Genomic DNA, 26,102 nt, shown 5'->3' on the forward strand with positions numbered 1-26,102 from the left:
CCGTGATCAGGCTTCGCTTTCCACCAGCTGGGTGTAGGCGTCCGCGTCGAGCAGCTTTTCCAGCTCGGCGCTGTCAGCGACCTTCATCTTCAGAATCCAGGCATCGTCATAGGGGCTTTCGTTGACGGATTCCGGCGCGTCTTCGAGGCTCTCGTTGACGGCGATGACTTCGCCGGCCAGCGGCGCGTACAGATCAGAGGCCGCCTTGACGGACTCGATGACACCGAACTCTTCTTCCAGCGCCAGTTCGCGACCGATTTCCGGCAATTCGACGAAGACGACGTCGCCCAGCGCTTCCTGAGCGTGGTCGGTGATGCCGATGGTCACGGTACCGTCACCGTTGTCCTGAACCCACTCGTGACTCTCGGTGTACTTAAGCGTGGCAGGAATGTTGCTCATGAGTGTTTTCCTATGTGAAAAGATTTTCTGATTCAGGGAATCGTTGCGCCATTATGCACGAAGGTCTCGACACGTGGCAGTAGCTGAGCGCGGCGTGCCTCTACGACTTTTGGCGAGTGGCAAGCGAGTTGCCCTCTTCATCGTGGTCCGTCGTGCTCCGGGCGTCCAGTGTCTCGCCTTGCCACGCCCGGTCTATCTGCGCCATGGCGCGAAGGTATCAGCGCACAAGGCCCATGAGTGCAGGGGGCAGACCGTTTTTTCACCGCTGGAAGTCAGTTCTCCAAGTCCTCATCCTCTGACGGGAGGTGGGTTTCCAGCGAGAATCCGATGCCACTTTCCTGCGCTTGCGAGCCCTGTTGAGTCGAGGTAGAGTGTCGCCTGTTTCGTATTGGAAACTTATTTCCCATGTTGTGTCCAGATTCGCGTGCTGTCAATGGTGTCGCAGGCAGGGACACCCACATTCGCTGAGAGAAGCTCCTTCACGCTCTGATCATCAGGCGTGTCCTGATGGCAGGCATCCCCGAGGAGAGCCCGCCGGAGCCTGCCTGTCGTCACGGGACTGCCCGCGAGAGGTGTGGGGGAAGACCCGGGAGAGGCTCAGGTTGCCGGCACAAGGGAAAGAGATATCCACTGAGTGACGCCCATCAACGGGCTGAATCCCTCAGGCGATTGACACATTTTCATGATTTTTGCGTGACGTTTTGCTCACATTCCAGCGTAAAGCCCTGTTGGGGTAGTGAAGACTGGAAGCTTCCGCTAATGTGAGCTGTCCGTTTGGCGTGCTGGCCGGTTGACCGGCTGGCCAGACGGGATTTCCGATGTGTCTCTCCTCGCATCGAGTCATAACAACAATTCAGCGGAGGAAATCTGCGTGGAAATGATCAGTTCTCTCTTTACCGCCATCAATGGCGTGGTGTGGGGCCCGGTGATGTTGATCCTGCTGCTCGGGGTCGGCTTCTATCTTCAGGCGGGCCTCAAGGGCATGCCGATCCGCAAGTTGGGTACCGGCTTCAAGCTGCTGTGGAGCGGGCGCGCGCCCGGCAAGGATGGCGATGGCGAGATGTCGCCGTTCAATGCCCTCATGACATCACTCTCCGCTACCATCGGTACCGGCAACATCGCGGGTGTGGCGACGGCGATCGCGCTGGGTGGACCGGGGGCGATCTTCTGGATGTGGATCACGGCGCTGGTCGGCATGGCGACCAAGTACGCCGAGGCCGTCTGTGCGGTGCGTTATCGCGAAGTGGATGACAACGGCAACCACGTCGGTGGTCCGATGTACTACATCCGCAACGGACTGGGGGCCAAGTGGGGTTGGCTGGGGGGCGCCTTTGCCTTCTTCGGCTGCTTCGCGGCCTTTGGCATCGGCAATACCGTGCAGTCCAACTCCGTGGCGGATGCCCTGGAAACCTCGTTTGCCATTCCGCACTGGGCCTCCGGTGTCGTGATGATGGTGCTGGCGGGTGCGGTCATTCTGGGTGGCATCAAGCGCATCTCCAGCGTGGCGGGCAAGCTGGTGCCGTTCATGGCGATTGCCTACTTCCTGTCGGGCATCGTCATTCTGGTGATCAATGCTGACCAGATCGGTCACGCCTTCGGCCTCATCTTCACCTACGCCTTCAATCCAGTCGCGGCGACTGGCGGCTTTGCCGGTGCGGCGGTGATGGCGGCCATCCGTTTCGGTGTGGCGCGCGGTATCTTCTCCAATGAAGCCGGCCTGGGCAGTGCGCCCATCGCCCACGCTGCCGCGCAGACCAAGAACCCGGTACGTCAGGGGCTGGTCGCCATGCTGGGCACCTTCATCGATACCATCGTCATCTGCACCATCACCGCGCTGGCCATCATCACCTCCGGCCTGTGGTCTTCTGGTGAGACGGGGGCGGCGCTGACCTCCATGTCCTTTGATCAGGCCTTGCCGGGTGTCGGCAACCATCTGGTCGCGATCGCGCTGGCCGTGTTTGCCTTCACCACCATCCTTGGCTGGTCCTTCTATGGCGAGAAGTGCTTCCAGTACCTGTTCGGTACGCGCGCCATCATGCTGTATCGCATCGTGTTCGTGATCGCGATTCCGGTGGGCGCGATGGCCAAGCTGGATCTCATCTGGCTGATGGCGGATACCTTCAATGCCTTGATGGCGATTCCGAACCTGATTGGTCTGGCGCTGCTGTCGCCCGTGGTCTTCAAGCTGACCCGCGACTACTTTGACGGCAAGGAAGTGCTGGCGGGCGAAGACCGCTGATCGCATCAGGAGTCCCCCGTCGCTGGCAGGCGCGGCGGGGTGAGCCCCCTCAGATTGTCCTATCTCGATCACTAGCCTCCGGCAGCACAGGGCCAGATTCACCTGGCTGTCGGAGAGATGTTGCATGCCACTCTGGAGAATGATGATGTCCGATTCCGCCGCTGTCACCGGTCTCAAGCAGACCGCGCTTCATGACCTGCACGTCGAGCAGGGAGCGAAGATGGTCGAGTTTGCAGGCTATTCCATGCCCGTCCAGTATCCGCTGGGCGTCAAGAAGGAGCACGAGCATACGCGTGCCAAGGCGGGGCTGTTCGATGTCTCGCACATGGGGCAGCTGATCCTGCGCGGAGAGAACGTGCAGGCGGCGCTGGAGACGCTGGTACCGACGGACATCGTCGATCTTCCGGTGGGCATGCAGCGTTACGGACTCTTTACCAGTGATACCGGCGGTATCCTCGATGACCTGATGATCGTCAATGGTGGCGATCACCTCTATGTGGTGGTGAATGCTGCCTGCAAGGATCAGGACGTCGCGCATCTGCGTGTGGGGCTGCCGATGGAGATCGAGCTTGAGGTGCTGGAGGATCGGGCACTGCTCGCCCTGCAGGGGCCGCTGGCTCACGCGGTCATGCAGCGTCTGTCGCCCGAGGCCTGCGAGCTGACCTTCATGCATCATGCCCATGTCACCATCGATGGGATCGAGTGTTGGGTCAGTCGCAGCGGGTATACCGGTGAAGATGGTTTCGAGATCTCCGTCCCCGATGCTGAGGCGGAGCGCTTCGCGCGTCTGCTGCTGGCGGCGGAAGAGGTGGAGTTCATCGGTCTCGGGGCGCGGGATTCACTGCGTCTCGAGGCTGGCCTGTGCCTGTATGGTCATGATCTGGACACCACGACGTCGCCGGTGGAAGCCAGCCTGATCTGGGCGCTGGGCAAGGTGCGTCGTCAGGGCGGTGCACGTGAAGGCGGCTTCCCGGGGGCGGACGTCATCCTGACCCAGATCGCCAACAAGGATCACACCCGCAAGCGAGTCGGTCTGGTGGCTGAAGGGCGTGCTCCGATTCGCGAAGGTGCCGAGCTCTTCGACGGCGAGGGCAACCGCATCGGTGTCGTGACTTCGGGCAGCTTCGGCCCGAGCTACGGCAAGCCGGTCGCCATGGGCTATGTGGCGATCGCGCACAGCGTGCTGGACACTCAGGTCTTCGCGGACGTACGCGGCAAGCGACTGCCGATGACCGTGACGAAGATGCCCTTCGTCGAGCAGCGCTATTACCGCGGCTGATGATGGGCTGAAGACAGGCAAGGCTGGACGGGAAAGGGGCTGCTTCGGCGGTCCCTTTTTCGTTGCCTGTGACAGGCGTCAGGCAGCAGGCGTCAGACGTCAGGCAGCAGGCTCGGCTCTGGTCCGGGAGAACTGGATCGTGTCGTGGGTTGCAGGCAAGTGGCGCTGAGGCACGACGGAACTGGCTGGCAGGGGAGGGGCCGTCACGGCTTTCGAGGTAATCTCCAGACGCAGAAAAGCCCGCCGAAGCGGGCTTTTCCGTGGAAAGAGAGGTTAGTCTCTTTCAGCTAACTCATGATCAGTCGATGATCTTGATGTTAGCGGCCTGGAGGCCTTTCTTGCCCTGGGTGACGTCGAAGGAAACCTTCTGACCGTCTTGCAGAGACTTGAAGCCTTCAGCCTGGATTTCGGAGAAGTGTGCGAACAGGTCGTCACCGTTGTCGTCCGGAGAAATGAAGCCGAAACCTTTGGTGTCGTTGAACCACTTGACTGTACCAGTTGCCATGATCGTAATTCCTTACTGATGATATTGCCGGGAGTTACCCGATATACGTGGGTAAAACAAGGAGGATATGCACCAGGTACCGAAGTGTTTCGATCACGACTGACGATATACGACTTGCTAACCAACGAGATCAATACTGCGCTGCCGCGCCTCCAAGGTCAAATGAAATATCAAAAACTTCGCCTTTGGTCGGGTGTCTCGTGAGCAGATTCTTCTCGAATGGACGGCATTGCGCCAGTCAGTTTTCCAGATTTCGCAAGGATTGACAGTGACTTGCTTTTATCCCGTTATCCTGGTTTCTGGTCGGTGTGGAACCTCGCCGTATATCGCTCCGCTTGAGAGGTTGCCAAGGTGAGTCATCGTCGTGGGGATTGGGCGTGCGTGCGGGCTTTCAAGGCAGTGGGCAGCTCCTCGCGAAGGATCCGCCAGGTCGTCATGCTTGGTGAGGGGAAGAGATAAAAAAACCGGCAGCGATGGCAGCGCTGCCGGTGGATGGTCTTGCAACCATCAAGACTCTCGGAGAGCGGCGATGATGCGCCCATCATCGCCAGAGAGATGGAGTGTCAAGCGATGCATCTGGGCCGTCTCAGGCGTCCAGCTGCATCTCGGGGACATTGTCGGGCACGATGAGCTTGCCTGCGGTCAGGCGCTGTATCTCCTCGACACTGACGCCTGGCGCGCGTTCCAGCAGGTGGAAGGCACCGTCCTTGATCTCGAGGAAGGCCAGGTCGGTCAGGACACGGCGAATGCAGCCGGCACCGGTCAGTGGCAGCTCACACTGGCTGAGCAGCTTGGACTCACCATGCTTGGAGGCGTGGGTCATGGTGCAGATGATGTTCTCGGCACCCGCCACCAGGTCCATGGCGCCGCCCATGCCTTTCACCAGCTTGCCGGGGATCATCCAGCTGGCGATGTTGCCGTTCACGTCCACCTCGAAGGCGCCGAGTACCGTCAGATCGACGTGCCCGCCGCGAATCATCGCGAAGGATTCGGCGGAATCGAAGATGGCGGCGCCATCGATGGCGGTCACGGTTTCCTTGCCGGCATTGATCATGTCGGCGTCGACCTCGTCGTCATAGGGATAGCGTCCCATGCCAAGCAGGCCGTTCTCGGACTGCAGCATCACGTCGATGCCATCCGGGATGTAGTTGGCGACCAGGGTCGGAATGCCGATGCCCAGATTGACGTAGGAGCCGTCCTGGATTTCCTGTGCCACTCGCTGGGCCATCTGTTCGCGTGTCAAAGCCATGATGTATTCCTTGTCTGAAGCGCCATCGAGGTGACGCCTTGCCGTGTCGGGGAGTGTCGTCGCGAGAAAACGGATGCAGGCGGAGCCTTGGCTCAACGCGAGCGAACGGTCCGTTTCTCGATGCGCTTCTCGAAGCTGCCCTTGATGACGCGGTCGACATAGATGCCCGGAGTGTGGATCTCGGTCGGGTCCAGCTCGCCGGGTTCCACCAGCTCTTCGACTTCGACCACGGTGATCTTGCCTGCGGTTGCGGCCAGCGGGTTGAAGTTGCGTGCCGTGTGACGGTAGACGACATTGCCGTAGCGGTCGGCCTTCCACGCCTTGACGATGGCGAAGTCACCCTTGATGGCTTCCTCGAGAATATAAGGGCGACCGTCGAATTCGCGGACTTCCTTGCCTTCTCCGATGGGCGTCCCGTAGCCGGTCGCGGTGAAGAAGGCGGGGATGCCGGCCCCGGCGGCGCGCATCTTCTCGGCCAGCGTGCCCTGGGGGGTCAGGATGACCTCGAGCTCTCCGTCCAGCAGCTGGCGCTCGAACAGGGCGTTCTCGCCGACGTAGGAGGCGATCATGGTCTTGATCTGGCGATCTTCCAGCAAGATGCCCAATCCGAAGCCGTCCACGCCGCAGTTGTTGGAGACGACGGTCAGGTCCTTCACGCCACGACGCTTGATCTCCTGGATCAGGTTCTCGGGAATACCGCAGAGTCCGAATCCGCCGGCGATCACCGTCATGCCGTCTTCCAGGCCCGCCATGGCATCGGCGTAGCGGGTCACTACCTTGTTGAATCCTGCCATGAAGTTCTCCTTGAGCATCTTGTGTAGTCGTTTAGACGGTGATGAGTCGTTGCTCATCTTCCGTGGCCGGCGCCTGGGGCAGGCGTCTGGCAAAGGCTTGAGTGCATCATTGCCGACAATCTGGTGGCTGTATATATTTGATAAGTTTGTTTTTTCTATCTATTGATAAGTTTTCATGAAGAGTCTTGGGGCAGTACGATATCGCCTTGCCCGCTCGTTTCCTGCACAGATCCGCCTGTGGTGCGGGTCAGCGGCGGATATGCACGACAAGACTGGACGACTCGCGGTGCAAGGCTGCGCAAGCGGCTCTGGTCACCTTGGACCAATGGTGTAGAGGCCGACGGGTCTCCCGGCGACGGGTTGAGCCTGTTTCCCCGAATGTCATCTCAAGGCGCGTCCCCCAGGGACCCCACAGGAAGGATGCCGCATGACCTTGAAACAGTTGAAAGCCTTTGTCGCAGTGGCCAGAACCCTGTCCTTCGTGGAAGCGGGTACGTTGGTGCATCTTTCCCAGCCGGCATTGTCGCTGGCCGTCAAGAATCTGGAGGAGTCGTTGGGTGGGCGTCTGTTCCAGCGTTCCACTCGACAGGTCAGCCTGACGCCGGAAGGACGGGCCTTCTTCCCGCTGGCTCGCAGGATACTGTCGGATTGGGAGCATGCTGAGGACGAGATGCGCCAGCGATTCAGTCTCGGACGCGGGCGTGTGGCACTGGCTGCCATGCCGACCTTCGCCGGGAATCTGCTGCCAGGAGTACTGGCGGATTTTCGACGGCAGTTCCCGGAGATCACCATCGAGGTCAATGACGTGATCGCCGAGGAAGTCGTGGAGCGTGTCACCGATGGGCGCGTGGAACTGGGGATCTGTTTCGATCCCGGGGTGCGCGAGGACCTTGTCTTCGAATCACTCTTCGAGGATCGCTACATCGCGATCATTCCCGAGGGGCACGGCCTGTTGCAGGGCGCTCCCGAGACCATCCATTGGGATCAGCTGCTGGAAGAGGATTTCATCACCCTGCAACGTCCCTCGGGAGTGCGACATATGCTGGAGCGGCGCCTGGCAGAGGCGGGGCTCAAGCTCACCGTCGCCTTCGAGACCCATCAGCTGGTGACCTGCGGACGCATGGTGGCAGAGGGACTTGGCGTCAGCGCGGTGCCGGCGATGAGCGCCGATCAGATGTCAGCGCTGGGATGTCGGTGCCTGGGGCTGGAAGGGCCGGTCATCGAGCAACGGGTCGGCGTGATTCGCCGCGGCCGTCATGAGCTGTCGGTCGCGGTCCAGGCGATGCTGGACACTCTGCGGGCCCGCTATCCCGTCTCGCCGCCGCCCGTGCCTGATGAGGATCTAGCGTGACGCCGTCAATAGCTGTCGGTAGGTCAGGCTGATGCGCACGCCCTCGAGCTTGCGTGGCGGCAGGGCGTGATGCAGTCGGTCCTGACAGCCGCGCCCCATCACCAGCAATGAGCCATGGGGCAGCCACAGGTTGAAGGCGGGGTCCTGTGCGTAGGGGCTGCGGGGGTGTCCCTTGAAGCGCAGTGGCCGCTCTCTTCCCAGTGACAGGGCCAGCACGATGGGGCGGTCGCCAAGCTCCGGTTCATTGTCACTATGCCAGCCCATGCGGTCATTGCCATCGGCGTAGCGATTGGCCAGCAGGCTGTTGAAGTGCTGGTCGATGTGGCGTTCCTGCCCCGGCTGCGCGCTCAGCTCGCGGTTGATGGCGTGACGGGCAAGCTCCCCCAGGTGCCAGGCCATCGGACGCCAGGGTGCTGGCTCGAACAGGCTGCCGGAATAGCGATAGCGAGCCCCGGCGTCCCCCATCCATACCTGACGGCGAGGGATGGGATGCGTCTTGCCATGCACGCTCAAGCTCGGCCGCTGCCAGTCGAGCGTGGTATCCAGCGTGACCAGTGCCTGGTCGGCCTGCAGGGGAGTCAGAGCGGCTGGCTTGAGATAGAGCGGGTGCAGTGGATGGCGATACCAGCCATGGGCCAGTGTCTGCCAGTCGTCCGGCAGGCCGGCCGGTCGCTGTCCGCTTGGCGGGGTGCGGGAAGGGGCGTGTTGAGGATGCGTGGCGAACAGGTCGCCGGCCTCGGAGGATATCGTCATGAGGCGAGCTTGCCAGAGCGAATTGACTGTCGGCAAGTCGAAGGTGGCCTGCCGCCGACAGAGCGTGCACTGGGCTCAGAGTCCTGTCAGGGACTCAAGACTCAGAATGGCCACTTCAGCCAGCCCGAGTCCCAGCAGCGCCCCCGCCAGTACGTCACTGACGTAATGCAGTCCCAGGATCACGCGGGAAAGCGCGATCAACATGGCAAGCGGCGTGACGAGAATGGCCAGTTCCGGTAGCTGCTGAGCCGTCAGGCTGGCAAACAGCACCGCATGCAGTGTATGGCCACTTGGAAAGCTGTAGCGATCCAGCGGTGGCATGGTGCATTGGATGGTCGTGAAGGTGATGAAGGGGCGTTCCCGGCACAGCCGGGTCTTGAGGGCGCGATACAAAAGGGCGCCGGCCCCCGCCGCCAGTCCGAATTCCAGCATCAACCAGCCACCTTGCACGTGATGGAAGGGCAGGCTGAGTGTCAGCAGCAACCAGACGGGCCAGTCACCGAGGCGCGAGACCACGCGAAAGAGGGTCAGGATCGGCCGATACAGCGCCAGACGTGCCACCTGGCGACACAGCCGCCACTCCAGCAGGTCGAGTCGCTCAAAGACGGGAAGGCTGCGATCGTGCATCGGGCTTCTCCTCGGCGAGGCGTAGACAGGCAAGAAAATGCTCGGCGACCTGGCTCCAGGCCATGGGCTCGACGCGTACACGGGCCGCTCTTCCGAGACGTGCGATACGCGCTGGTCGCTGGCAGACTTCCACTGCCTGTTCGATGAATCTGTCCGGCTGGGTGCAGGGGGCCAGCAACCCCTGGTGGTCATCGCGGATCACTTCTGCAGCGGCCGCGTAGTCGAAGGCCACTACGGCCAATCCACTGGCCATGGCTTCCAGCACCACGTTGCCGAAGGTCTCCGACAGCGAGGGGAACAGGAACAGGTCGGCACTGGCGTAATGGGCAGCCAGCGCCTCGCCGGTCTGGAAGCCGGCGAAGATCGCCTCCGGCAGGCGTTGCTCAAGGCGTTCGCGCAGCGGGCCATCGCCCACCAGTACCAGCGCGATATCCGGCTGCACGGCCTGCATGGCCTCGTAGCTGCGAATCAACAGCTCGATGTTCTTTTCCGCCGCCAGGCGGCCGACATGCAGTGCGACGGGCTGCTGAGGGCCGACGCCCCACTGGCGACGCAGCGCTTCACTGCGATGAACGGGCGAGAAGCGCTGACAATCCAGCCCGCGTCCCACGACCCGGACATGCTTGAAGCCCTGTTGCGCGAGAGTGGCGGCCTGGGTGCGTGTCGGGACCAGTGTCAGGTTGGCGGCATTGTGGAAGTGCTTCAGCCCCTGACGTACCAAGGGGCGTAGCGCCCTGAGATGATAGTGGGTGCTGTACTGGTCGAAATTGGTATGAAAGCCTGCCACCACGGGCACGCCGAGGCGACGCGCGACCATCAGGGCACTGACCCCCAGCGGTCCTTCGGTGGCGATGTAGATGACGGAGGGCGGATGCTGGCGCCACAGGGCCGTCAGCCGTCTCAGGGCAGGGGCGCCGATCTGGACGGTGTCATAGCCCGGAAGACGGAAGCCGCGTACCTGAAGCTCCTGCGCGACTCGTGGTTCATGGCTGCCGTCGCGGGGTGCGGGCCGCACGAGCTGCAGCTCGCAGCCACGCGTGATGAGTTGATCGCACAGATGGCTCAGCGTGTGAGCCACGCCATTGATTTCCGGGTGCCAGGTTTCACTGACAAAGGCGATACGCTCCATGACGGCTCCTGATGACCTTTGAACGAAGTATTGGCCATGGGAGTGACGCCTGCATAACAGCGAGGTGACGAAGTGATGACACCCCACGCAGGTGTCGTTGCAGCCGCGGTCACTCCAGCGGGCAATCTCCCGCGGGCAATCTCCAGCAGGCAATGCTGCCAGGAGGCAGCGGATTCAAGGCGGTCACAGGTCACAGCTCAAAAACCAATCACGCTGGCCGAAACTGACACGGGGGCGACAGGCGCGGCATGAAGGACGCCGTGGGCGAGGCATGCCCGACGCTCGTTTGGCAAGGCGAGCCCCTGAAGGGCTCGCCAGTGAGACCGGCAGCCCCAGTTTCAGCGTTTCTCGAGCAGCTCGCGTGGATTGATCGGCTTGCCGCCATGGCGCACGTCGAAGAGCAGCTCAGGCTGGCCGTCATTGCGACGTGCCACGCGACACAGCGGGGTGCCCGGCGTGACCTGCTGACCGACCTTGACCAGTATCTCTCCGCACTGCGCCAATACGCTCTGCAGATTGCCTGAATGGTGGAGGATGACCACATTGCCCAATTGCCGCATGTTGTCGGCAAAGCGGACTTCCCCGCTGGCCGGCGCGCTGGCGACCCCATTGCTGGCCGTGCGAATCCGCATCGGGGCCAGTTGGCCATTGCGGTTGGTGCCGAATTCGCTGATGACTTCGCCGGCGGCAGGCCAGCGCCACGATTGACGCGGTTTCTTCAGCGGACCCGGATCCGGGCGTGCCACGAGACTGCCGCCGCTGGCACGCGCATTGGAAGCGCTTCGGCTGGGGCCACCATTGAGGGGAACCGAGATCAGGGTGCCGACTTTCAGGTCATTGGGGGGAAGCCCCGGGTTGGCGGTCTGGATGCGCTGAGGATTGGCACCGAAGTAACGGCCTATCTTCGAGTAGGTGTCCCCAGGGCGCAGCTGATAGCGATAGGGGCCACCGGAGGGGGCACGCTCACGCGCGGTGGGCACCAGGATGCGCTGCCCGACCTTGAGGTCACGGATCTTGACGCCGGGGTTGAAGCGGGTGAGGCGCAACAGGGGAATGTCAGCGTCGCGTGCGATCTGCCCCAGGGTGTCGCCTTTCTGGATCGTGATCCATTGGCCTGCCGGTGAGCCGGAGTAGCTGCCGGTGGCGCAGCCTGTCAGCCACAGTGCCAGGCTCAGCCACGCCAGTCGCCGCAGCGGCGCGCGAGATGTCCTGTGGAGAAATGTCGAGATGGCGCCCACGGCCAGGCGCACAGCGCCCAGCGGCTCGTGGGGCATGTCAGAGTTGTTCAATGTCGTGTCCTGCACGTGACAGTCGGGCATCCTTGTCCTTCCAGACCTGATTGAGCCATTGCTGAAACCGTTCGCGGTAGGCAGTGTCCGCATGATAATCCCCGTTCAGCATCCAGGGTTCCACCGGGCGTTGCACGATATCCAGATGGATATCTCCCCCCTTGCCACACAGAAACTCCCAGAAGCTCGCGCTGGCGTGACGATAGTCCAGCGTGGCGTCGAGTATGCCTGACAGGCGGTCGCCGAGAATGCTGATCACCTGAGCGCTGCCGCCGGCGCGCGGCCTGAGCAGATGAGTGTACGGGCTTTGCTGTTGATCATGCTTGCCTGACGTGAAGCGCGTGCCTTCCACGAAGTTGAAGATCGACATGGGCGACTGGCCCGCTCGCTCACAGATGCGGCGTGTCGCGGCACGGTCGCGTTCCGCCAGACGCGGGTCATTGGCCAGCCGTTCCCGGCTGTAGCGGCGCATGAAGGGGAACTCCAGCGCCCACCAGGCCAGGCCGATGACGGGGACCCAGATCAACTCGCGCTTGAGAAAGAACTTGGGCATGGGCGTGCGATGATGCAATGCATACTGCAGCACGAAGATATCCGTCCAGCTGCGGTGGTTGGAGATCACCAACCACCAGCGTCGCCTGGCGGAGCCATCCTTCAGGGCGTCCGGCACGTTGACCTGCCAATGGGGGCGTATCCAGGCGCGAATCCACAGATTGTTGGTGCCGATCCACCCCATGGCGAGACGGTTCAGCCCTTCGAGAAGATGAAGCTGCAGACGACGGGACGGGCTGAGCAGCTTGAGCAATGCCAGCAGGTACAGCGGTACCGACCAGAACAGGGTATTGGTGATCAGAAACAACAGGCTGATGACGCCTCTGATACTCGACATGAACGACTCCTTCAGCAGATCGCGCCATCCTAATTCACCCGTGACAGGAAACCCACCCCGCTTGCGTGGAGGACAGCAACTCGACGTTGCGCAAACCGTACGCATCTGATGTCGAATGGTGGCGGTTCGTGAGCTGTGGTGTCATTCGCGCGCCGACTTTCCTGTCGGCCGGTGCAAGGGAAGGCCTGACATGGCACTCGGCCATCGTCGTGAGCATGCACCGCCACTCGACGTCCTCTCACGAGATGGACGCCCTTTCAGGGAGCAGAGCGACATGTGGTTGCAGGGAGTGTTGGTGGGGCTGGCGATCGGGGCCTTCGTGTTGATCGCCATCGAGGACGTGATTCATCTCAACAAGGCCAAGACGACCTTGTTGCTGGGGACGTTCAGCTGGTTGCTGCTGTTCATCTTCGGCCCCGGTGCGTTGGGAGTCGATGACGTCGGTGAGTCGCTCAACGAGAATCTGCTGGAAATCGCCACCTTGTGGCTGTTTCTGATGGCGGCGATGACCTTCGTGGCGTTTCTCAATGCCAAGGGACTGATCGCCAATCTCATCTATCGATTGCTGCCGGGCCGCATCGGTGAGCGAGGCCTGCTGTATCTGACCGGCACCTTCGCCTTTGCCTTCTCCTCTCTGGCCGACAACATCACCGCTACGCTGGTGTCGTTGACGCTGGTGCTGTCTCTGGGATTGCCGCCGAAGAAGACGCTGCGTTTCGCGGTGCTGGCGGTGTTTGCCGTCAATTCCGGCGGGGTGGCGTTGATCACCGGTGATGTGACCACACTGATGATCTTCCTCGCCGACAAGGTGCGTATCAGTGAGCTGATGCTGCTGGCCATCCCGGCCTTCGTCAGCGTGATGCTGCTGGCGACGCTGCTGCTGCCCGGGCTTGGGGGAGAAGTCCATCTGTCGCGTGAACGCCGTCCCACCCGGCGTCTGGACCGCTTTGTGGCCTGGCTGTTTCTCGCCACCATCCTCTCCACGCTGGGCCTGAACGTGCTGTTCGGTATCCCGCCCTTGCTGACCTTCCTGTTCGGGATGTCGATCATGTTCCTGCTCGGGCATGTGGCCGAGCGACGCAGTGACAGCGAGGAGCGCAGAATTCTTGATTACATCAGGATAATTGAATTCGACACTCTGCTATTCTTCCTCGGCATCCTGCTGATGGTGGGAGCGCTCAAGGAAGCCCGCCTGCTGGAAGGGCTGGCACAGCTCTATGACGTGATGCCTGCCATGCAGGCCAATTATCTGATCGGCCTGTTGTCGGCATTGGTCGACAACGTGCCGTTGACGGCTGCGGTGCTGAAGGCGGATGTCGGCATGAACGATGCTGAGTGGTTGGCGCTGACCTACGCCGCTGGCGTGGGCGGATCACTGCTGATCATCGGGTCGGCCGCTGGAGTGATTGCGCTCTCCAAGGTGCGCGAGGTGACCTTCATGAGCTACCTGCGCTTCTTCCCGGCGCTGCTGCTGGCGTACAGCGTCGGATACGTCGGCGCCTACTGGCTGGGGGGCCAGGTCACCGACACGCCGATGGACCTGGGAGTGGCGCTCACGTCACTGGGCTCATTGCTGCGCTAGGCGAGGTGGTTTCGGAGGCTTTTTTCGTGACAGTCAGGCGCTCAGCGGTGAAGTGGTGAATTTTTGATCAATCTGACATCGGTCGCCAGATCGCGAAGCCGATGAGTGGATGTACAGAGATTCTTCACAGCTTTTTCCACAGCTTCTGTTGATAACCTGCTTGCGACCAACGTATTACGGCTCTGAGCCACCAGCAGACCTCATGGGGCACCCGAGCATGGCGCACGACAGCCAGTGGCTCGCGAGGGGAGCCCATGGCGGTGAGTCATGACATGGCTTGCCAATGAAAACGCCCCTGGCGCCAGAGGCGTCAGGGGCGTTGCGGCACTACTGCTTGCGAATCTGGCTCGTGAATCTTGTCCGTCAGGCACTCAGCTGGCAGAGCGTGTGCTCTGGCAGCAGTTGCTCGGCGGCGCGCTGATGCTGGCCACTGTCGGCCGTTGCCAGCAGGGCCAGCCCTCCCAGCACCACCATGTGCTCATCACCTTCGGCGAATACCATGCGTTGTGCGTGCGCGGGATAGTAGTGGTATTGCAGCTTGGGGTTGATGGGGAGTACGGCATGGTGGCGCCCGCTCTGCGGCGACATGCCGTGCATCAGCATGCCTTCGCAGACAGCTTCAAGCGTTTCTCCCAGCTCGTCGGCGTTGAAGCCCACGTGATGCAGGCGCGGGCCCATCACCGATAGCCATGCCGCCAGCGGGTTGGCTTCCAGCAGACGCTCGAAGGTGGGCCAGTCCGGCATGTCCCATGGGCGGCACGGCGCCAGCAGGTTCTGTCCCTTGCAGTCGTCACGGTGACTCTGGCTGATGAGCGTCTTCAGCAGGTCTCGGTGAAGGGGAGGCAGGCTATTGGCCTGAAGTTCGGCCAGCATGACAGCCGAGCCGCCATCCGGCGGCAGCAGCAGATCCACCAGTAGGCCACGGTCGGCCATGGCGTACTGCTTCACGCGTCGATAGCCCTGATGATAGAGGCTGGGACGCAGTTTCTCGCTGCGAAATGGCCCCTGATCCAGTGTCACGAACATCAGATATTCGGGCCTGATGCCATCCGGCCAGATGTCCAGCGCTCCGATATCCGGATGGCGGTGAACGAAGTCCAGCCATAGCTGTTGTAGAAATTCCTCGCGTTGCATGAAGCCTCCTTGACGGGATATCGGCACCCTGTGCTGGAGCGATTATAGGTACCTGCCAGATAAGGCCATTCAACGACATTGTCCTTTTTTTCTGACCGACTGTTCGGAGTGTGAAAATGCCAGTGCTGGTGGCGTATTGCGTGGTTCTCATGGTGTGGTCAACCACACCGCTGGCGATTTCATGGAGTGCTTCCGGGTGGCTGCCGGCCTGGTCTGCCATGGGGAGAATGTTAATTGCCGCGTGTATCGGTTACCCATTGTTACGCATGCTCGGGCTGAAAATGGATTTCGGTCGCGTGGCAATTCGCAGCTACGTGGCGGCTGCACTGGGGATATGGGGTGGGATGTACTTCGCCTATATTGCTGCCGGTTGGTTACCAAGCGGTATCATGTCGTTACTTTTCGGCTTAGCTCCTCTGCTATCAGGACTTTACGCGCGCTGGTGGTTGAAAAGTGCGCCTCTTGACAAGCTGCAATGGTTAGGTTTCGCATTGGCATTGGGCGGACTGGCCATCGCCGTCTCGGACTCGCTGGCGCTACCACCGGGCAGCTGGAAGGGGGTGGTGACCATGTTGCTGGCGGTCAACTGCTTTGCCGCTTCCGGCGTGCTGGTCCAGCGAGAGCGAGCAGGGCTTCATCCGCTGGTGCAGACCGAGGGCGCGCTGCTCGTCTCGCTTCCGCTCTATCTTCTCGCGGCCCTGCTGGTCGATGGTGTGCCGCAGGCATGGCCGACACAGCGCCCGCTGGGGGCGATCGTCTACCTGGGTATCTTCGGCTCGTTGATCGGGTATCTGTGCTATTACTTCGTGCTGGCACGCCTGTCCGCCAGTACCGTGGCATTGGCCACCCTGATCACGCCGATATTCGCCATGAGTCTCGGCGCTGCCCTGAATGGCGAGATAGTCTCCAGCCGCGTGCTGGCGGGGGCGCTCTTCATCGTCGTGGGTCTGTGTGCCTATCTCTTCGGGCCGCAGTGGCGCGCTCGCCTGCGCGGGGGAGCCGTGACTCGCAGCTGAATGGCACGCCAGTGGATGCCAGAACCGATAACGCCGCCCCTAGAGGGCGGCGTTTTCGGTTCTGGAGCGACAGCAGCTGGCGAGAGTGGACATCAGCCCTTGGTCTGGAACAGGCGCTTGAGCTCTTCCATGGCGCTCTTGGCGCTGGTGACCAGCGCCTCGGGGTCATGGCGGTTCTCGAAATCGCTCTTGAGCATGGTGTCATCCATCTCGCGGAAGGCGCGGACCACTTCGGCGGCACGTGCGCTTGGATAGCCCATGGCAACCAGCAGTTCGTTGCCCATTTCCAGGCTGCTGGCGTAGGTCTCGCGGATCACGTGTTCCACGCCCAGCTCCATCAGCTCCCAGGCATGGTGGCGATTGCGGGCCCGCACGAACAGCTTGAGATGCGGGAACTGTTGTCGAACGGTACGCACGATCTGGGTGGTCATCCTGGCGTCATCGACCGCCACCAGCATGATCTGTGCGTGCTCGGCGCCAGCCGCTCGCAGCAGCTCCGATCGGCTGGCGTCGGCGTAGAAGATGCGCGAGCCGAACTGACGCACGAACTCGACCTGGGTGATGTTGGGGTCGAGGGCGGTGAAGTTGATGCCCTGTGTCTTGAGAATGCGCGCGCTCATCTGACCGAAACGTCCGAAACCGGCAATCAATACCGGCGGCGCTTCCTGGCCGAAGTCTTCATCGTAGGGACGCTTGGCTTCGCGCGCGGCACCGAACTTGCGCGCATAGCGATACAGGAAGGGCGTGGCGGCCATGGACAGTGTCACGGCGCTGATGACCAGACTGGTAAGCGTCTGATCGAAGATGCCGGCGGCCATGCCAGCGGTCAGCAACACGAAGTCGAATTCTCCGCCCTGAGCCAGTACGGCGGCCAGTGGCAGTGCCTCGGCAAGCTTCAGGCGTGCGACGCGGCCCACCAGCGTGATGACCAGCACCTTGCCGACCATCAGCGCCAGTGTCAGGCCCAGCACCGTCAGCGGGCGTTCCATGACCAGCGAGACGTCCACCGACATCCCGACCGCCATGAAGAACAGCCCCAGCAGCAGGCCCTTGAAGGGGTCGATGTTGGCTTCGAGTTCGTGGCGATAGACGGTATCCGCCAGCAGCACCCCGGCGAGGAAGGCCCCCAGTGCCATGGAAAGCCCGACCCATTCCATCAGCAGAGCGGTACTGATCACCACGAACAGTGCCGCGGCAGTGAAGATCTCGTGGATCTCGCTGCGTGCCACCATCTTCAACAGGCGCGGAACGACGAAGCGGCCAACGATGATGACCGCCGCCACCATGCCGATGCCCTTGGCGACACCGGCCCAGCCGGAGCCGGTGGAAGCGTCGAAGTTGTCGGCGAACAGCGGCAGCAGCGCCAGCAGCGGAATCACGGCCAGGTCCTGGAACAGCAGGATGGCGAAGGTTGACTGGCCATGGGGTGTCGCCAGTTGTTGATTCTCGCTGAGCACCTGCAGCGCAAAGGCGGTAGAGGACAGCGCCAGAATCAGGCCCAGCAAGGCGGCGGCCGGCAGTTCAAGGCCCAGCCATAACCCGACGGGCGTCAGCAGCGCTCCGCATAGCAGCATCTGTGCGCTGCCAAGCCCGGCAAGCTTGAGGCGCATGTCCCACAGGCGCTTGGGTTCGAGTTCCAGTCCGATCATGAACAGCAGCATGACCACGCCGAACTCCGCGAAGTGCAGCACCTCGGTCGGTTCCGAGATGAAGCCGATCAATGACGGCCCCAGCAGCACCCCGATCGCCAGATACCCCAGGATGGACCCCAGCCCCAGGCGCTGAAAGAGCGGCACGGCAACCACGGCGCAGCCCAGCAGCACGGCGCCTTCCATCAACATGTTCATGTTTGCTTCCTTGTCCAGCTACATGCGGAGAAAGGCGAATTGTCGCCGCAGCTTGCAAGCGCCGCAAGCGCTCCGCTGCGCACTTTCCCGTTGCCGTGAGTGGCTGCCCTGAGGGAGGCACGAGTCAAGGCACTGGCGAGAGGTGGGAAGCTGGCCCCTTGATTGACGGCGCGCGTGGCAGGGGCATCAGCTGAGCAACTGGCATGCCGGCTGCAAAAAAAGCCCCCGCCATGGGCGAGGGCTTTTCAGAATCAGACAGAAGTCGAGGCGATGATCAGGCCTGCGGCATCAGTGCCTCGTCCTGAACGTACTGGTTGAACTCGGTGAAGCCACCGATGTGGGTCTGATCGACGAAGATCTGCGGCACGGTTTCCACCGGCTTGCCGATGGTCTTTTCCATGTCGGCCTTGGTGATGCCCTCGGCGTGGATGTCGATGTAACGGAAATCGAAATCATCGCGCTTGGCGGTAAGTTCTTCCGCGAGTTCCTTGGCGCGGACGCAGAACGGGCAACCCGGACGACCGAAGATGACTGCCAGCATGAGATTCTCCTTGGAGGGTACGTGATACTCGTCAAGCCCACCGTGACGTGATGTTCGTGGGCTTCCGGCAGAACCGGTGAGTCAATGGATGGATGCCATTGTGCTTGAGCCTCACCGGGTTTGCCAATTGAGCGGCGCTAATTGGGTGATTGCGACACTCAATCATTGCCGACGTGTATCACCCCATCAACAGCAGGTTGGCCCCGAAGCCGCCGACCATGAGCAACACGAACAGGATCAGTGCCAGCAGGAAGGGCTTCATGCCCAGTGAGCGCAGGCGATCCATGCGTGTCTCGACCCCGAGTCCCGCCATCGCCATGGTCAGGGCGACGCTCCCCAGCACGGACAGGTTGGCGTGCAGGGCGGCAGGAATCTCGCCGGTGCTGTTGATCCCGGCCATGGCGATGAAACCGAGGGCGAACCAGGGAATGGTCATGCTGCCGCCGGCATCGCGGTCATCCCCCTCGCTGCGGCTGCGCATGGCCCACAGCTTGGGCAGCAGGAGCAGGAAGGGGACCAGCATCATCACGCGCATCAACTTGACGATCAGGGCATTGGCCAGGGCATCCGGGCCTACCGCCTCACCTGCCGCCACGACCTGAGCGACCTCGTGAATGGTCGAGCCGATGTAGATGCCGAACAGCCCCTCATGCATGCCGGTCAGCGGGTAGAGCAAGGGGTAGGCCAGCATGGCCAGCGAGCCGAACAGTACCACCGTGGCCACGGCCATGGCGGTGGCTGCCGGGCGTGCCTTGATCATGGATTCCGTCGCCAGCACGGCCGCGGCGCCGCAGATGGCAGAGCCGGCACTGGTCAGCAAGGCGGTATCGCGATCCAGACCGAGCCAGCGCGTGCCCAGGAAATAGCCGCAGCTCAACACGGCGGCGATGACGATGACATCCAGCACGACCACGCTCCACCCCAGGCCGAGAATCTGCTGCAAGGTGATCGACAGTCCGAACAGGATGATGCCGAGTCGCAGCAGCTTCTTGGTCGCGACATGCAGCCCTGGTGCCAGTGCCCGGGCATGGCGGCTGGTGACGGGCAGGTTGCCGACCACGATGCCGCACAGCAGCGCGAAGACCAGCGGACTGACGCCGGTCGCGGCGAGGGTCGGAATGGCGTGCAGCCCCAGCCCCGCCAGTGTCAGCCCGCCGCACAGCGCGAGTCCCGGCACCATTCGGCGCAGCCGTTCCGTGACAGGGGGGGCAGTCAGCGTCTGTGCGTCCATTGGCTTTCTCCTTGGTGGGCGTGTCGGGTCAGGTCTTGTCGTGTGAAGATCTTGAGTGCATGTGAGGGCGTTGCATGCTTAGTGCTTCTGGTTTGATGAATAGTTTATGCAGGAATATCATTGGGCAGTTAGTCGATTATTCCTTTACCACTTACCGGAAAAACCGATATGCAGATCCATATCACCCTGCGCCAATTACAGGTCTTCGTCGCCGTGACTCGCCAGGGCTCGGTCAGTGGTGCCGCCCGAGAGATAGGGCTTTCGCAGTCGGCGGCGAGCCAGGCGCTCTCAGAGCTGGAACGCCACCTTGACGTCGCGCTGTTCGAGCGGCTCGGGCGCCGGTTGGCCCTCAATGCCAATGGCCGTCGTCTGCTGGCGCGTGCCGAACAGCTGCTGGAACAGACCCATGCACTGGAGCTGGAGGCCCGTGAGCCCGGGCTGGAGGAGGGGTTCCTGCGAGGCGAGCTGGAAATCGCCGCCAGCGCGACCATCGGGACCTGGCTGTTGCCCGGCCTGGCAGGGGCCTTCATGCGTGAGAACCCCGGGACCGAGCTCAACCTGCGCCTGCGCAATACCCATCAGGTGGTGGAGGCGGTGCTCAACTACGATGCCGAGCTGGGGCTGATCGAAGGGGATTGTCACGCGCCACGCCTGATGAGCCAGACCTGGCGCGAGGATGAACTGGTGGTGGTGGCGCCGCCGTCCCACCCGCTGGCGATACGTGCAACGGCACTCGATGACGAGGATCTGGCCAATGCCGACTGGATTCTGCGCGAGGGAGGGTCGGGCACGCGGGCGGTCTTCGAACGTGCACTGCACGGGCGAATCGAGCGCCTCAAGGTGCGCATGGAGCTGGGGCAGCATGAGGCCATCAAGCAGGCTGTGTTTGCCGGCCTCGGGTTGGGCTGCCTTTCGCGCCTGTCTGTGGATGCGGAGCTGTCGCGCGGGGAGCTGGTCGTGCTGGAGACGCCCCAGCTCAACCTCAAGCGGCATTTTTCCATGCTCTGGCATCCGGAGCGCTATCGAAGCCCCCTGTGGCAGGCGGTCAAGGTCTATCTGGAAGCCAGTCCGCGGTGAGCCGCGCGGCGGCTTGATAGTCTGCTAACATGAGCGTTTTCTGACACTCGGCCACGAGGTTGCCGCTTCGCACTGGCGCCTGCCATCGCGGGCGATGCGTGAGGGTCGGGAGCGTCTGAGGGTCTGTCTAGCGTCCATGGAGATGATGATGAGCACTGCGACAAGCACGACGGTCGAGCTTTTCTACAACGAGAGTGATGCCCGTGAAGCCGCACAGGGCAATGGGGCGGGTGAGCAGGATGCGACGCCGCTGGTGATTCTGCATGGCCTGTTCGGGAGCGCGGACAACTGGCGCTCGCATATCAAGTTCTGGTCGCAGTCGCGTCGCGTCATCGCGGTGGATCTGCGCAATCATGGTCGCAGCCCGCATGTGGCGGGCATGAGCTACCCGGAGCAGGCCGCTGACGTGATCGCTCTGCTCGATCAGCTCGATATCCCCACCTGTGATCTCATGGGGCACTCCATGGGGGGCAAGGTGGCCATGCAGGTCGCACTGCAGGCACCTGAACGACTGCGCAGTCTCGTGGTGGCCGATATCGCGCCCATCGCCTACGGACACGGGCACGATGAGATATTCGCGGCCTTCGAGGCCGTGCGTGAGGCGCGTCCTGCCTCGCGCAAGGACGCTGACAACGTGATGGCACGCCATGTGGAAGCGCCGGCTATCCGTCAGTTCCTCGCCACCAACCTGGTGCGCGATGAGGACGGCAGCATGGGCTGGCGAGTCGGGCTCGATCACATCGCGGCGGGTTACCCCCAGATCGTCGAGGCGCCTCAGGCACACGGCGAGGTGGAACTGCCGGCCCTGCTGCTGTGGGGCGAACGTTCCAGTTACGTGCAGGCCGACGGGCTCCAGGCAATGCGCGAGCACTTCCCGCGCCTGGAAGATGCCTCGCTGGATGCCGGCCACTGGCTGCATGCCGAGCGAGCAAGCGAGTTCCAGCAGACCGTCGAGACGTTTCTTGAACGCGTCGCACGCGCTTGAGCGGCTCACGTCATACGCCTGCGCCGCTGGCGGCGCCCCGCGTGCCTGACGAAGACGGCACGATACCGGTGACGCGTCACGAGCGTCTGGTGATCGCGCTGGTCACGCTGCTGCAGTTCGCCGTCATCATGGGTTTCACCATGGTGATGGCATTGGGGCCGGATTTCGCGCAGTCGCTGGGCATTCCGCTGGACCACCTGGGCTACATCGTCGGCAGCTACCCGCTGGCGGCGGCGGTGGGTACCTTGCTGTGGACGCGGCATGCGGATCGTTTCGATCGTCGCTGGGCCGTGCTGGGTTTTCTGTTCGGTGCTGCGCTGTGTCATCTGATCGCGAGCTTCGCCACCGGATTCGAGACGCTGCTGGCCGCGCGCATGCTGGGCGGGCTGTTCGGTGGGCCGGCGGCGGCCACGGCACTGGCCATCGTGATCGATGTCGTGCCGGGAATCCGGCGTGGGCGCGCCATGGGGATGGTGATGGGGGCCTTCTCGGTGGCCTCGGTGCTGGGGCTGCCCTTCGCGCTGTGGTTGTCCGAAGGCTTTGGCTGGCAGGCGCCGTTCCGGGCCGTTGCGCTGCTGGCGTTGCTGGTCTGCGGGTTGCTGGCCTGGGTGCTGCCGCCGATCCGGGGGCATCTGGACAATCCTCGCAGTCGCGCCGGTACCTCCATCGCCACCATTCTCGCGCAGCCGAATCACCGGCTCGGGCTGGCGCTGATCGCCACCGCGATGTTCAGCAACTTCCTGGTGATTCCCAATCTCTCCAGCTATCTGCTGTTCAATCTCGATCTGCCTCGCGAGGATCTCGGCGGGCTCTACATGATCGGAGGCGGACTGTCGCTGGTGGGCATGCAGCTGACCGGGCGGCTGTGTGATCGCTTCGGCAGTGTCTGGCCCGGCACCATCACCTGTCTGCTGACGGCGCTGGTGGGCTGGGCCTTCCTGCTTCATTCGCCCGGGCCGTCGCTGGTGTGGGTGGGGTTCGGTGCCTACATGCTGTTCTCCTCGGCGCGGCGGGTGGCACAGAACACGCTCAACAGCTTCATTCCTGCCGAGCACGAGCGGGCCGCCTTCACCAGCACCCAGAGCGCCGTTCAGCACCTGAGTTCTGCCGCGGGCAGTTATCTCGGGGCGGCGCTGCTGGTCAGCTCGCCGGGTGGCGCCCTTGATGGCATGCCGCTGCTCGTGGCGGTGCTGGTGGTCGCGCTGGTGATCCAGCCTGTGCTGATGGCGTGGTTGGCGCGGCGTCTGGCCAGGCGGGCGTCAGCCGGCAGTCCGGTGGATGGCAGGCGCTGACAGGAAGGTCTCGGGAGGCTAGGGGCAGGGCATCCTCGCGTCATCTGGCAGAAAGCAAACGACGCCCTGTCGGGAAACCGGCAGGGCGTCGTCGTGTCTGTCATCGGCCGTCTATTCAGGGCGCGTTGACGTCGATGGCCAGGTGGTCGAGTGACTGGCGCTGCTTGATCATGCCGCGCTCGTACAGGAAGTTCTCGAAGTCACGGTAGCGGCCGGTATCCAGTGCGGCCGGACGCAGGGCGAAGCGCGGCAAGGTGGCATACCAGGCTTTCTTGTTGAGCGCGGTATCGAGTGCCGGGTCGGACTCGCGGAACAGCTTCCAGCCCTTGTCAGGGTGGTTGATCATCCAGGCGGTGGCTTCACCGACGGCGGACAGGAAGGCGGCGTACTGCTCGTGCTTGCGAGAATAGCTGTCGCTGTTGGCGACGAAGATCAGTTCGTCATAGGTCGGTACGCCTTCTTCCTCGATGTAGAAGGCGCGGCCCTTGACGCCTTCCTGTGCCATCTGGGCGAGTTCGAAGTTGCGGAATGCCCCGGTGACGGCGTCGACCTTGCGGGTCAGCAGTGACGGCGTCAGCGAGAAGTTGACGTTGGTCAGGGTGATGTCATCCAGTGTCAGGCCGCTGTTCTGGAGCATGGTGGACAGCAGGACTTCCTCCACGCCACCGACGGAGTAGCCGACACGCTTGCCCTTGAGGTCGGCCATCGACTGGATGTCACTGTCCGCGCGCACGACCACCACGTTGAGCGGGGTGGCCACCAGCGTGCCGATGCGCACCAGCGGCAGCCCTTGATCCACCTGCAGGTGCAGCTGGGGCTGATAGCTGATGGCGATGTCGACGCGCTCCGCTGCGGCAAGCTTGGGGGGGACGCTGGGGTCTGCCGGAGCGATCAGCTCTACGTCCAGACCATGTTGCTTGAACAGGCCCAGTTCCTGAGCCAGCACCAGCGGCCCGTGGCCGGGATTGGTGTACCAGTCGAGCATGACCTTGAGGTGCGTGAGGGGCTTGGCATCGGTGGCGGCCGCTTGCGGGTCCTGCGCATCGGCAGCGGCGGGGCGGGTCTGTTGCTCGGTCTCGGCAGCCTGCTTGGCAGAGGCGTGTGGCTCGAGGGTGGCACCGTCCTGCCCGGTCTTGGTGACCGCTGCCGCTGCACTGTCACTGGCGGTCGGGGCCTGGGGCTCGGCGCTTGCGCCAGTCTCGGCTGACAGGGCGAAGGTGCTCAGGCTGAGGGTTGTCAGCAGCGTCGCGAAGAGGCAGGACAGCTTGCCGGAACGGCGGATCGCCGATGGCGAGAATGGCATGGCGGTATTCCTTGTGGTGTCGAGAATGTGAGGCCGTCAGGGCATCGCCTGACAGCCGGAAGCGCTCAGTTCAAACGGGTCAGGCGATCCCGATGCCAGGGCATCAGGCGACGCAGCAGGGCATCCAGCGTGAAATACAGCAGCAGCGAAAAGGCGACCAGCACCAGCAGAGCGGCGAACATCAGGTCGATTTCCATCCGGGCATTGGCATTGAGCATCAGATAGCCGAGGCCCTGACTTGCGCCGGCCCACTCACCGATGACGGCCCCGATGGGAGCGGCTGTCGCTGCCATGCGCACGCCGGAGGCCAATGCCGGCAGCGCGGCGGGCAGTTGGACATGCAGCAGCAGTCGCCACGGGCTGGCGCCCAGGGTGTGGGCGAGATCCAGCCATCCCTGAGGGGTCTGGCGCAGGCCGTCGTAGCCGGTGGAGGCCACGGGGAAATAGATGATCAGCGTGGCCATCACGACCTTGGAGAGCATGTCATAGCCCAGCCACAGCACCAGCAGTGGGGCGATCGCGAACAGCGGAATCACCTGGCTGATCAGCAGCAATGGCAGCAGGGTGCGCCGCAGACGGGGGATGAACGCCAGTGCCAGCGCGGTGCTCAGCCCGAGAAGGACCCCCAGTACCAGCCCGCCAAGAATCTCGGCGAAGGTGATGCCGGCGTGGTGTGCCAGCATCGGGGCCTGACGGACCAGCACCTCCGCGACTGCCAGTGGCGCTGGCAGGATGTAGGGCGGCACGGCCGTGGTGATGATCACCAGTTGCCAGAGTCCCAGCAGGACGGCGGCGCTGATGGCGAGATGACGCAGGGCATGCAGGCGTTTCATGGCGTCTCCTCGCCGTCGCGCAGGCGTGTGATCAATTCGGACTGGGCCTGCTGCAGGGCGGGCAGGTCCAGCGGCACCGGGCGAGGCGGCGAGAGCCCCGGCAAGCGGTCGAGCACTGCCCCCTGCTGGCTGTCGCGGCCCGGACGCAGCACCAGCAGTTGGTCGGCCAGGCGCAGCGCCTCGAGCGGGTCATGCGTGACCATCAGCACGGTGCGTCCGTCCAGCAGCCGGCTGGCGAGATCATGCAGTTCGAGTCGCGTGATGGCGTCCACTGCGGAGAAGGGCTCATCCATCATCACCACCGGAGCCTGCTGGTAGAGCGTTCGCGCCAATGCGACGCGTTGGCGTTGCCCGCCGGAGAGGGCGTCTGGCCAGGCCTGCTCGCGCCCCTCCAGACCCACCGCTGCCAGCAGTTCGCGAGCCCGCTCGGTATCGCGAGGGCGACGATGGAGATCATCTCCCAGACACAGGTTGTCCAGCACCCGGCGCCAGGGCAGCAGCAGGTCCTGCTGCGCCATCCAGGCGACGCGACCCGCCAGTGGCTTGCCATCATCGGTGGTGAGTTCCAGCGTGTGATGGTCGGGCATCTCGAGGCCGGCCAGCAGGCGCAGCAGTGAGCTCTTGCCACAGCCCGAGCGGCCCAGCAGGGCCGTCCAGCTTCCGGCATCCAGACGCGCCGACAGATCACGAAACAGCGTATGGCTGGCGTAATCGATGCGGGCGTTGTTGAGGGAGAGTCCCAGCGACACAGTGTCATC

24 protein-coding genes are annotated in these 26,102 nt (G+C 62.9%); 8 read left to right on the forward strand and 16 right to left on the reverse strand.

Annotation, left to right across the window (positions count from 1 at the left end; translation table 11 throughout):
- Positions 1–6: 6 nt before the first annotated feature.
- Positions 7–399 (reverse strand): glycine cleavage system protein GcvH, encoded by a 393-nt coding sequence (gene gcvH, locus OW493_RS02575; RefSeq protein ID WP_077372729.1) that lies wholly within the window; start codon positions 397–399, stop codon positions 7–9.
- An 871-nt stretch (positions 400–1,270) separates the two neighbouring features.
- On the opposite strand from gcvH, the gene OW493_RS02580 reads away from it, so the two are divergent.
- Both OW493_RS02580 and gcvT read left to right on the forward strand, forming a co-directional pair.
- Positions 1,271–2,638, forward strand: a complete 1,368-nt coding sequence (locus OW493_RS02580) for a sodium:alanine symporter family protein (protein WP_077372732.1) — start codon at positions 1,271–1,273, stop codon at positions 2,636–2,638.
- 145 nt (positions 2,639–2,783) lie between these two features.
- Positions 2,784–3,917: a glycine cleavage system aminomethyltransferase GcvT gene (gcvT, locus tag OW493_RS02585; protein WP_077372734.1), complete on the forward strand. Its 1,134-nt coding sequence runs from the start codon at positions 2,784–2,786 to the stop codon at positions 3,915–3,917.
- A gap of 298 nt (positions 3,918–4,215) precedes the next feature.
- Here the strand turns inward: gcvT and OW493_RS02590 are convergent, their stop codons facing one another.
- From OW493_RS02590 to OW493_RS02600, 3 genes are all read right to left on the reverse strand, one after another.
- Complete coding sequence (locus tag OW493_RS02590; RefSeq protein WP_077372737.1) at positions 4,216–4,422, reverse strand: cold-shock protein; 207 nt, start codon at positions 4,420–4,422, stop codon at positions 4,216–4,218.
- 586 nt (positions 4,423–5,008) lie between these two features.
- Positions 5,009–5,671: a 3-oxoacid CoA-transferase subunit B gene (locus OW493_RS02595; protein WP_084209001.1), complete on the reverse strand. Its 663-nt coding sequence runs from the start codon at positions 5,669–5,671 to the stop codon at positions 5,009–5,011.
- Positions 5,672–5,763: 92 nt separating this feature from the next.
- The gene (locus OW493_RS02600) at positions 5,764–6,465 is read right to left on the reverse strand and encodes a CoA transferase subunit A (protein WP_289863145.1); all 702 of its coding nucleotides are present in this window, start codon (positions 6,463–6,465) and stop codon (positions 5,764–5,766) included.
- 427 nt (positions 6,466–6,892) lie between these two features.
- Here OW493_RS02600 and OW493_RS02605 point away from each other — a divergent pair, with 427 nt between their 5' ends.
- Positions 6,893–7,816 (forward strand): LysR family transcriptional regulator, encoded by a 924-nt coding sequence (locus OW493_RS02605; protein ID WP_136938128.1) that lies wholly within the window; start codon positions 6,893–6,895, stop codon positions 7,814–7,816.
- On the opposite strand, the gene OW493_RS02610 is transcribed toward OW493_RS02605, so the two are convergent.
- The 5 genes from OW493_RS02610 to OW493_RS02630 all read right to left on the reverse strand — a co-directional run bounded on the left by OW493_RS02610 (position 7,808) and on the right by OW493_RS02630 (position 12,503).
- Positions 7,808–8,569 carry an alpha-ketoglutarate-dependent dioxygenase AlkB gene (locus OW493_RS02610; RefSeq protein ID WP_279854933.1) on the reverse strand — a complete coding sequence of 254 codons (762 nt, stop codon included), beginning with the start codon at positions 8,567–8,569 and terminating at the stop codon, positions 7,808–7,810. The genes OW493_RS02605 and OW493_RS02610 overlap by 9 nt on opposite strands.
- 75 nt (positions 8,570–8,644) lie before the next feature.
- Positions 8,645–9,196: a phosphatase PAP2 family protein gene (locus tag OW493_RS02615; protein ID WP_077372749.1), complete on the reverse strand. Its 552-nt coding sequence runs from the start codon at positions 9,194–9,196 to the stop codon at positions 8,645–8,647.
- Positions 9,168–10,325, reverse strand: a complete 1,158-nt coding sequence (locus OW493_RS02620) for a glycosyltransferase family 1 protein (RefSeq protein ID WP_084208998.1) — start codon at positions 10,323–10,325, stop codon at positions 9,168–9,170. Before OW493_RS02620 ends, OW493_RS02615 begins: the two co-directional genes overlap by 29 nt.
- A gap of 338 nt (positions 10,326–10,663) precedes the next feature.
- Positions 10,664–11,614, reverse strand: a complete 951-nt coding sequence (locus tag OW493_RS02625) for a LysM peptidoglycan-binding domain-containing protein (protein WP_289863146.1) — start codon at positions 11,612–11,614, stop codon at positions 10,664–10,666.
- Positions 11,601–12,503 carry an acyltransferase gene (locus OW493_RS02630; RefSeq protein ID WP_289863147.1) on the reverse strand — a complete coding sequence of 301 codons (903 nt, stop codon included), beginning with the start codon at positions 12,501–12,503 and terminating at the stop codon, positions 11,601–11,603. Before OW493_RS02630 ends, OW493_RS02625 begins: the two co-directional genes overlap by 14 nt.
- Positions 12,504–12,777: 274 nt before the next feature.
- On the opposite strand from OW493_RS02630, the gene nhaD reads away from it, so the two are divergent.
- On the forward strand, positions 12,778–14,085 hold the full coding sequence (nhaD, locus tag OW493_RS02635; RefSeq protein ID WP_077373243.1) for a sodium:proton antiporter NhaD: 1,308 nt from the start codon (positions 12,778–12,780) through the stop codon (positions 14,083–14,085).
- Between the two features lie 363 nt (positions 14,086–14,448).
- Here the strand turns inward: nhaD and OW493_RS02640 are convergent, their stop codons facing one another.
- Positions 14,449–15,219 carry a DUF1338 family protein gene (locus OW493_RS02640; RefSeq protein WP_077372760.1) on the reverse strand — a complete coding sequence of 257 codons (771 nt, stop codon included), beginning with the start codon at positions 15,217–15,219 and terminating at the stop codon, positions 14,449–14,451.
- Between the two features lie 149 nt (positions 15,220–15,368).
- Here OW493_RS02640 and OW493_RS02645 point away from each other — a divergent pair, with 149 nt between their 5' ends.
- Positions 15,369–16,235 (forward strand): DMT family transporter, encoded by an 867-nt coding sequence (locus tag OW493_RS02645; protein ID WP_169477155.1) that lies wholly within the window; start codon positions 15,369–15,371, stop codon positions 16,233–16,235.
- A 92-nt stretch (positions 16,236–16,327) separates the two neighbouring features.
- On the opposite strand, the gene OW493_RS02650 is transcribed toward OW493_RS02645, so the two are convergent.
- From OW493_RS02650 to OW493_RS02660, 3 genes are all read right to left on the reverse strand, one after another.
- Positions 16,328–18,082: a monovalent cation:proton antiporter-2 (CPA2) family protein gene (locus OW493_RS02650; protein WP_077372766.1), complete on the reverse strand. Its 1,755-nt coding sequence runs from the start codon at positions 18,080–18,082 to the stop codon at positions 16,328–16,330.
- A gap of 274 nt (positions 18,083–18,356) precedes the next feature.
- Positions 18,357–18,623 carry a GrxA family glutaredoxin gene (locus OW493_RS02655; RefSeq protein ID WP_077372769.1) on the reverse strand — a complete coding sequence of 89 codons (267 nt, stop codon included), beginning with the start codon at positions 18,621–18,623 and terminating at the stop codon, positions 18,357–18,359.
- 178 nt (positions 18,624–18,801) lie between these two features.
- On the reverse strand, positions 18,802–19,854 hold the full coding sequence (locus tag OW493_RS02660; protein ID WP_240499556.1) for a YeiH family protein: 1,053 nt from the start codon (positions 19,852–19,854) through the stop codon (positions 18,802–18,804).
- 168 nt (positions 19,855–20,022) lie between these two features.
- On the opposite strand from OW493_RS02660, the gene OW493_RS02665 reads away from it, so the two are divergent.
- The 3 genes from OW493_RS02665 to OW493_RS02675 all read left to right on the forward strand — a co-directional run bounded on the left by OW493_RS02665 (position 20,023) and on the right by OW493_RS02675 (position 23,208).
- The gene (locus tag OW493_RS02665; protein ID WP_077372772.1) at positions 20,023–20,931 is read left to right on the forward strand and encodes a LysR substrate-binding domain-containing protein; all 909 of its coding nucleotides are present in this window, start codon (positions 20,023–20,025) and stop codon (positions 20,929–20,931) included.
- A 148-nt stretch (positions 20,932–21,079) separates the two neighbouring features.
- Positions 21,080–21,916: an alpha/beta fold hydrolase gene (locus tag OW493_RS02670; protein ID WP_289863148.1), complete on the forward strand. Its 837-nt coding sequence runs from the start codon at positions 21,080–21,082 to the stop codon at positions 21,914–21,916.
- A gap of 41 nt (positions 21,917–21,957) precedes the next feature.
- Positions 21,958–23,208, forward strand: a complete 1,251-nt coding sequence (locus OW493_RS02675; RefSeq protein ID WP_289863149.1) for an MFS transporter — start codon at positions 21,958–21,960, stop codon at positions 23,206–23,208.
- Positions 23,209–23,323: 115 nt separating this feature from the next.
- Here the strand turns inward: OW493_RS02675 and OW493_RS02680 are convergent, their stop codons facing one another.
- The 3 genes from OW493_RS02680 to OW493_RS02690 all read right to left on the reverse strand — a co-directional run bounded on the left by OW493_RS02680 (position 23,324) and on the right by OW493_RS02690 (position 26,093).
- A complete protein-coding gene (locus tag OW493_RS02680) occupies positions 23,324–24,511 on the reverse strand; it encodes an ABC transporter substrate-binding protein (protein WP_289863150.1) in 1,188 nt (395 codons plus the stop codon).
- Positions 24,512–24,576: 65 nt separating this feature from the next.
- The gene (locus OW493_RS02685; RefSeq protein WP_077372781.1) at positions 24,577–25,344 is read right to left on the reverse strand and encodes an ABC transporter permease; all 768 of its coding nucleotides are present in this window, start codon (positions 25,342–25,344) and stop codon (positions 24,577–24,579) included.
- A complete protein-coding gene (locus OW493_RS02690; RefSeq protein ID WP_205700454.1) occupies positions 25,341–26,093 on the reverse strand; it encodes an ABC transporter ATP-binding protein in 753 nt (250 codons plus the stop codon). The genes OW493_RS02685 and OW493_RS02690 overlap by 4 nt, the downstream gene beginning before the upstream one ends.
- Positions 26,094–26,102: the final 9 nt, after the last annotated feature.

The sequence above is a fragment of the Cobetia sp. 14N.309.X.WAT.E.A4 genome (assembly GCF_030397495.1).
Taxonomy (GTDB): Bacteria; Pseudomonadota; Gammaproteobacteria; order Pseudomonadales; family Halomonadaceae; genus Cobetia; species Cobetia marina.

Bases quoted from the DNA above. Each gene is read 5' to 3' on its own strand.
- OW493_RS02665 (WP_077372772.1), top strand. From the start codon at position 20,023: ATGCAGATCCATATCACCCTGCGCCAATTACAGGTCTTCGTCGCCGTG.
- OW493_RS02685 (WP_077372781.1), bottom strand. From the start codon at position 25,344: ATGAAACGCCTGCATGCCCTGCGTCATCTCGCCATCAGCGCCGCCGTC.
- OW493_RS02640 (WP_077372760.1), bottom strand. From the start codon at position 15,219: ATGCAACGCGAGGAATTTCTACAACAGCTATGGCTGGACTTCGTTCAC.
- OW493_RS02610 (WP_279854933.1), bottom strand. From the start codon at position 8,569: ATGACGATATCCTCCGAGGCCGGCGACCTGTTCGCCACGCATCCTCAA.
- OW493_RS02645 (WP_169477155.1), top strand. From the start codon at position 15,369: ATGGTGTGGTCAACCACACCGCTGGCGATTTCATGGAGTGCTTCCGGG.
- OW493_RS02600 (WP_289863145.1), bottom strand. From the start codon at position 6,465: ATGGCAGGATTCAACAAGGTAGTGACCCGCTACGCCGATGCCATGGCG.
- OW493_RS02630 (WP_289863147.1), bottom strand. From the start codon at position 12,503: ATGTCGAGTATCAGAGGCGTCATCAGCCTGTTGTTTCTGATCACCAAT.
- nhaD (WP_077373243.1), top strand. From the start codon at position 12,778: ATGTGGTTGCAGGGAGTGTTGGTGGGGCTGGCGATCGGGGCCTTCGTG.
- gcvH (WP_077372729.1), bottom strand. From the start codon at position 399: ATGAGCAACATTCCTGCCACGCTTAAGTACACCGAGAGTCACGAGTGG.
- OW493_RS02660 (WP_240499556.1), bottom strand. From the start codon at position 19,854: ATGGACGCACAGACGCTGACTGCCCCCCCTGTCACGGAACGGCTGCGC.
- OW493_RS02590 (WP_077372737.1), bottom strand. From the start codon at position 4,422: ATGGCAACTGGTACAGTCAAGTGGTTCAACGACACCAAAGGTTTCGGC.
- gcvT (WP_077372734.1), top strand. From the start codon at position 2,784: ATGTCCGATTCCGCCGCTGTCACCGGTCTCAAGCAGACCGCGCTTCAT.
- OW493_RS02620 (WP_084208998.1), bottom strand. From the start codon at position 10,325: ATGGAGCGTATCGCCTTTGTCAGTGAAACCTGGCACCCGGAAATCAAT.
- OW493_RS02655 (WP_077372769.1), bottom strand. From the start codon at position 18,623: ATGCTGGCAGTCATCTTCGGTCGTCCGGGTTGCCCGTTCTGCGTCCGC.
- OW493_RS02595 (WP_084209001.1), bottom strand. From the start codon at position 5,671: ATGGCTTTGACACGCGAACAGATGGCCCAGCGAGTGGCACAGGAAATC.
- OW493_RS02670 (WP_289863148.1), top strand. From the start codon at position 21,080: ATGAGCACTGCGACAAGCACGACGGTCGAGCTTTTCTACAACGAGAGT.
- OW493_RS02605 (WP_136938128.1), top strand. From the start codon at position 6,893: ATGACCTTGAAACAGTTGAAAGCCTTTGTCGCAGTGGCCAGAACCCTG.
- OW493_RS02680 (WP_289863150.1), bottom strand. From the start codon at position 24,511: ATGCCATTCTCGCCATCGGCGATCCGCCGTTCCGGCAAGCTGTCCTGC.
- OW493_RS02650 (WP_077372766.1), bottom strand. From the start codon at position 18,082: ATGAACATGTTGATGGAAGGCGCCGTGCTGCTGGGCTGCGCCGTGGTT.
- OW493_RS02615 (WP_077372749.1), bottom strand. From the start codon at position 9,196: ATGCACGATCGCAGCCTTCCCGTCTTTGAGCGACTCGACCTGCTGGAG.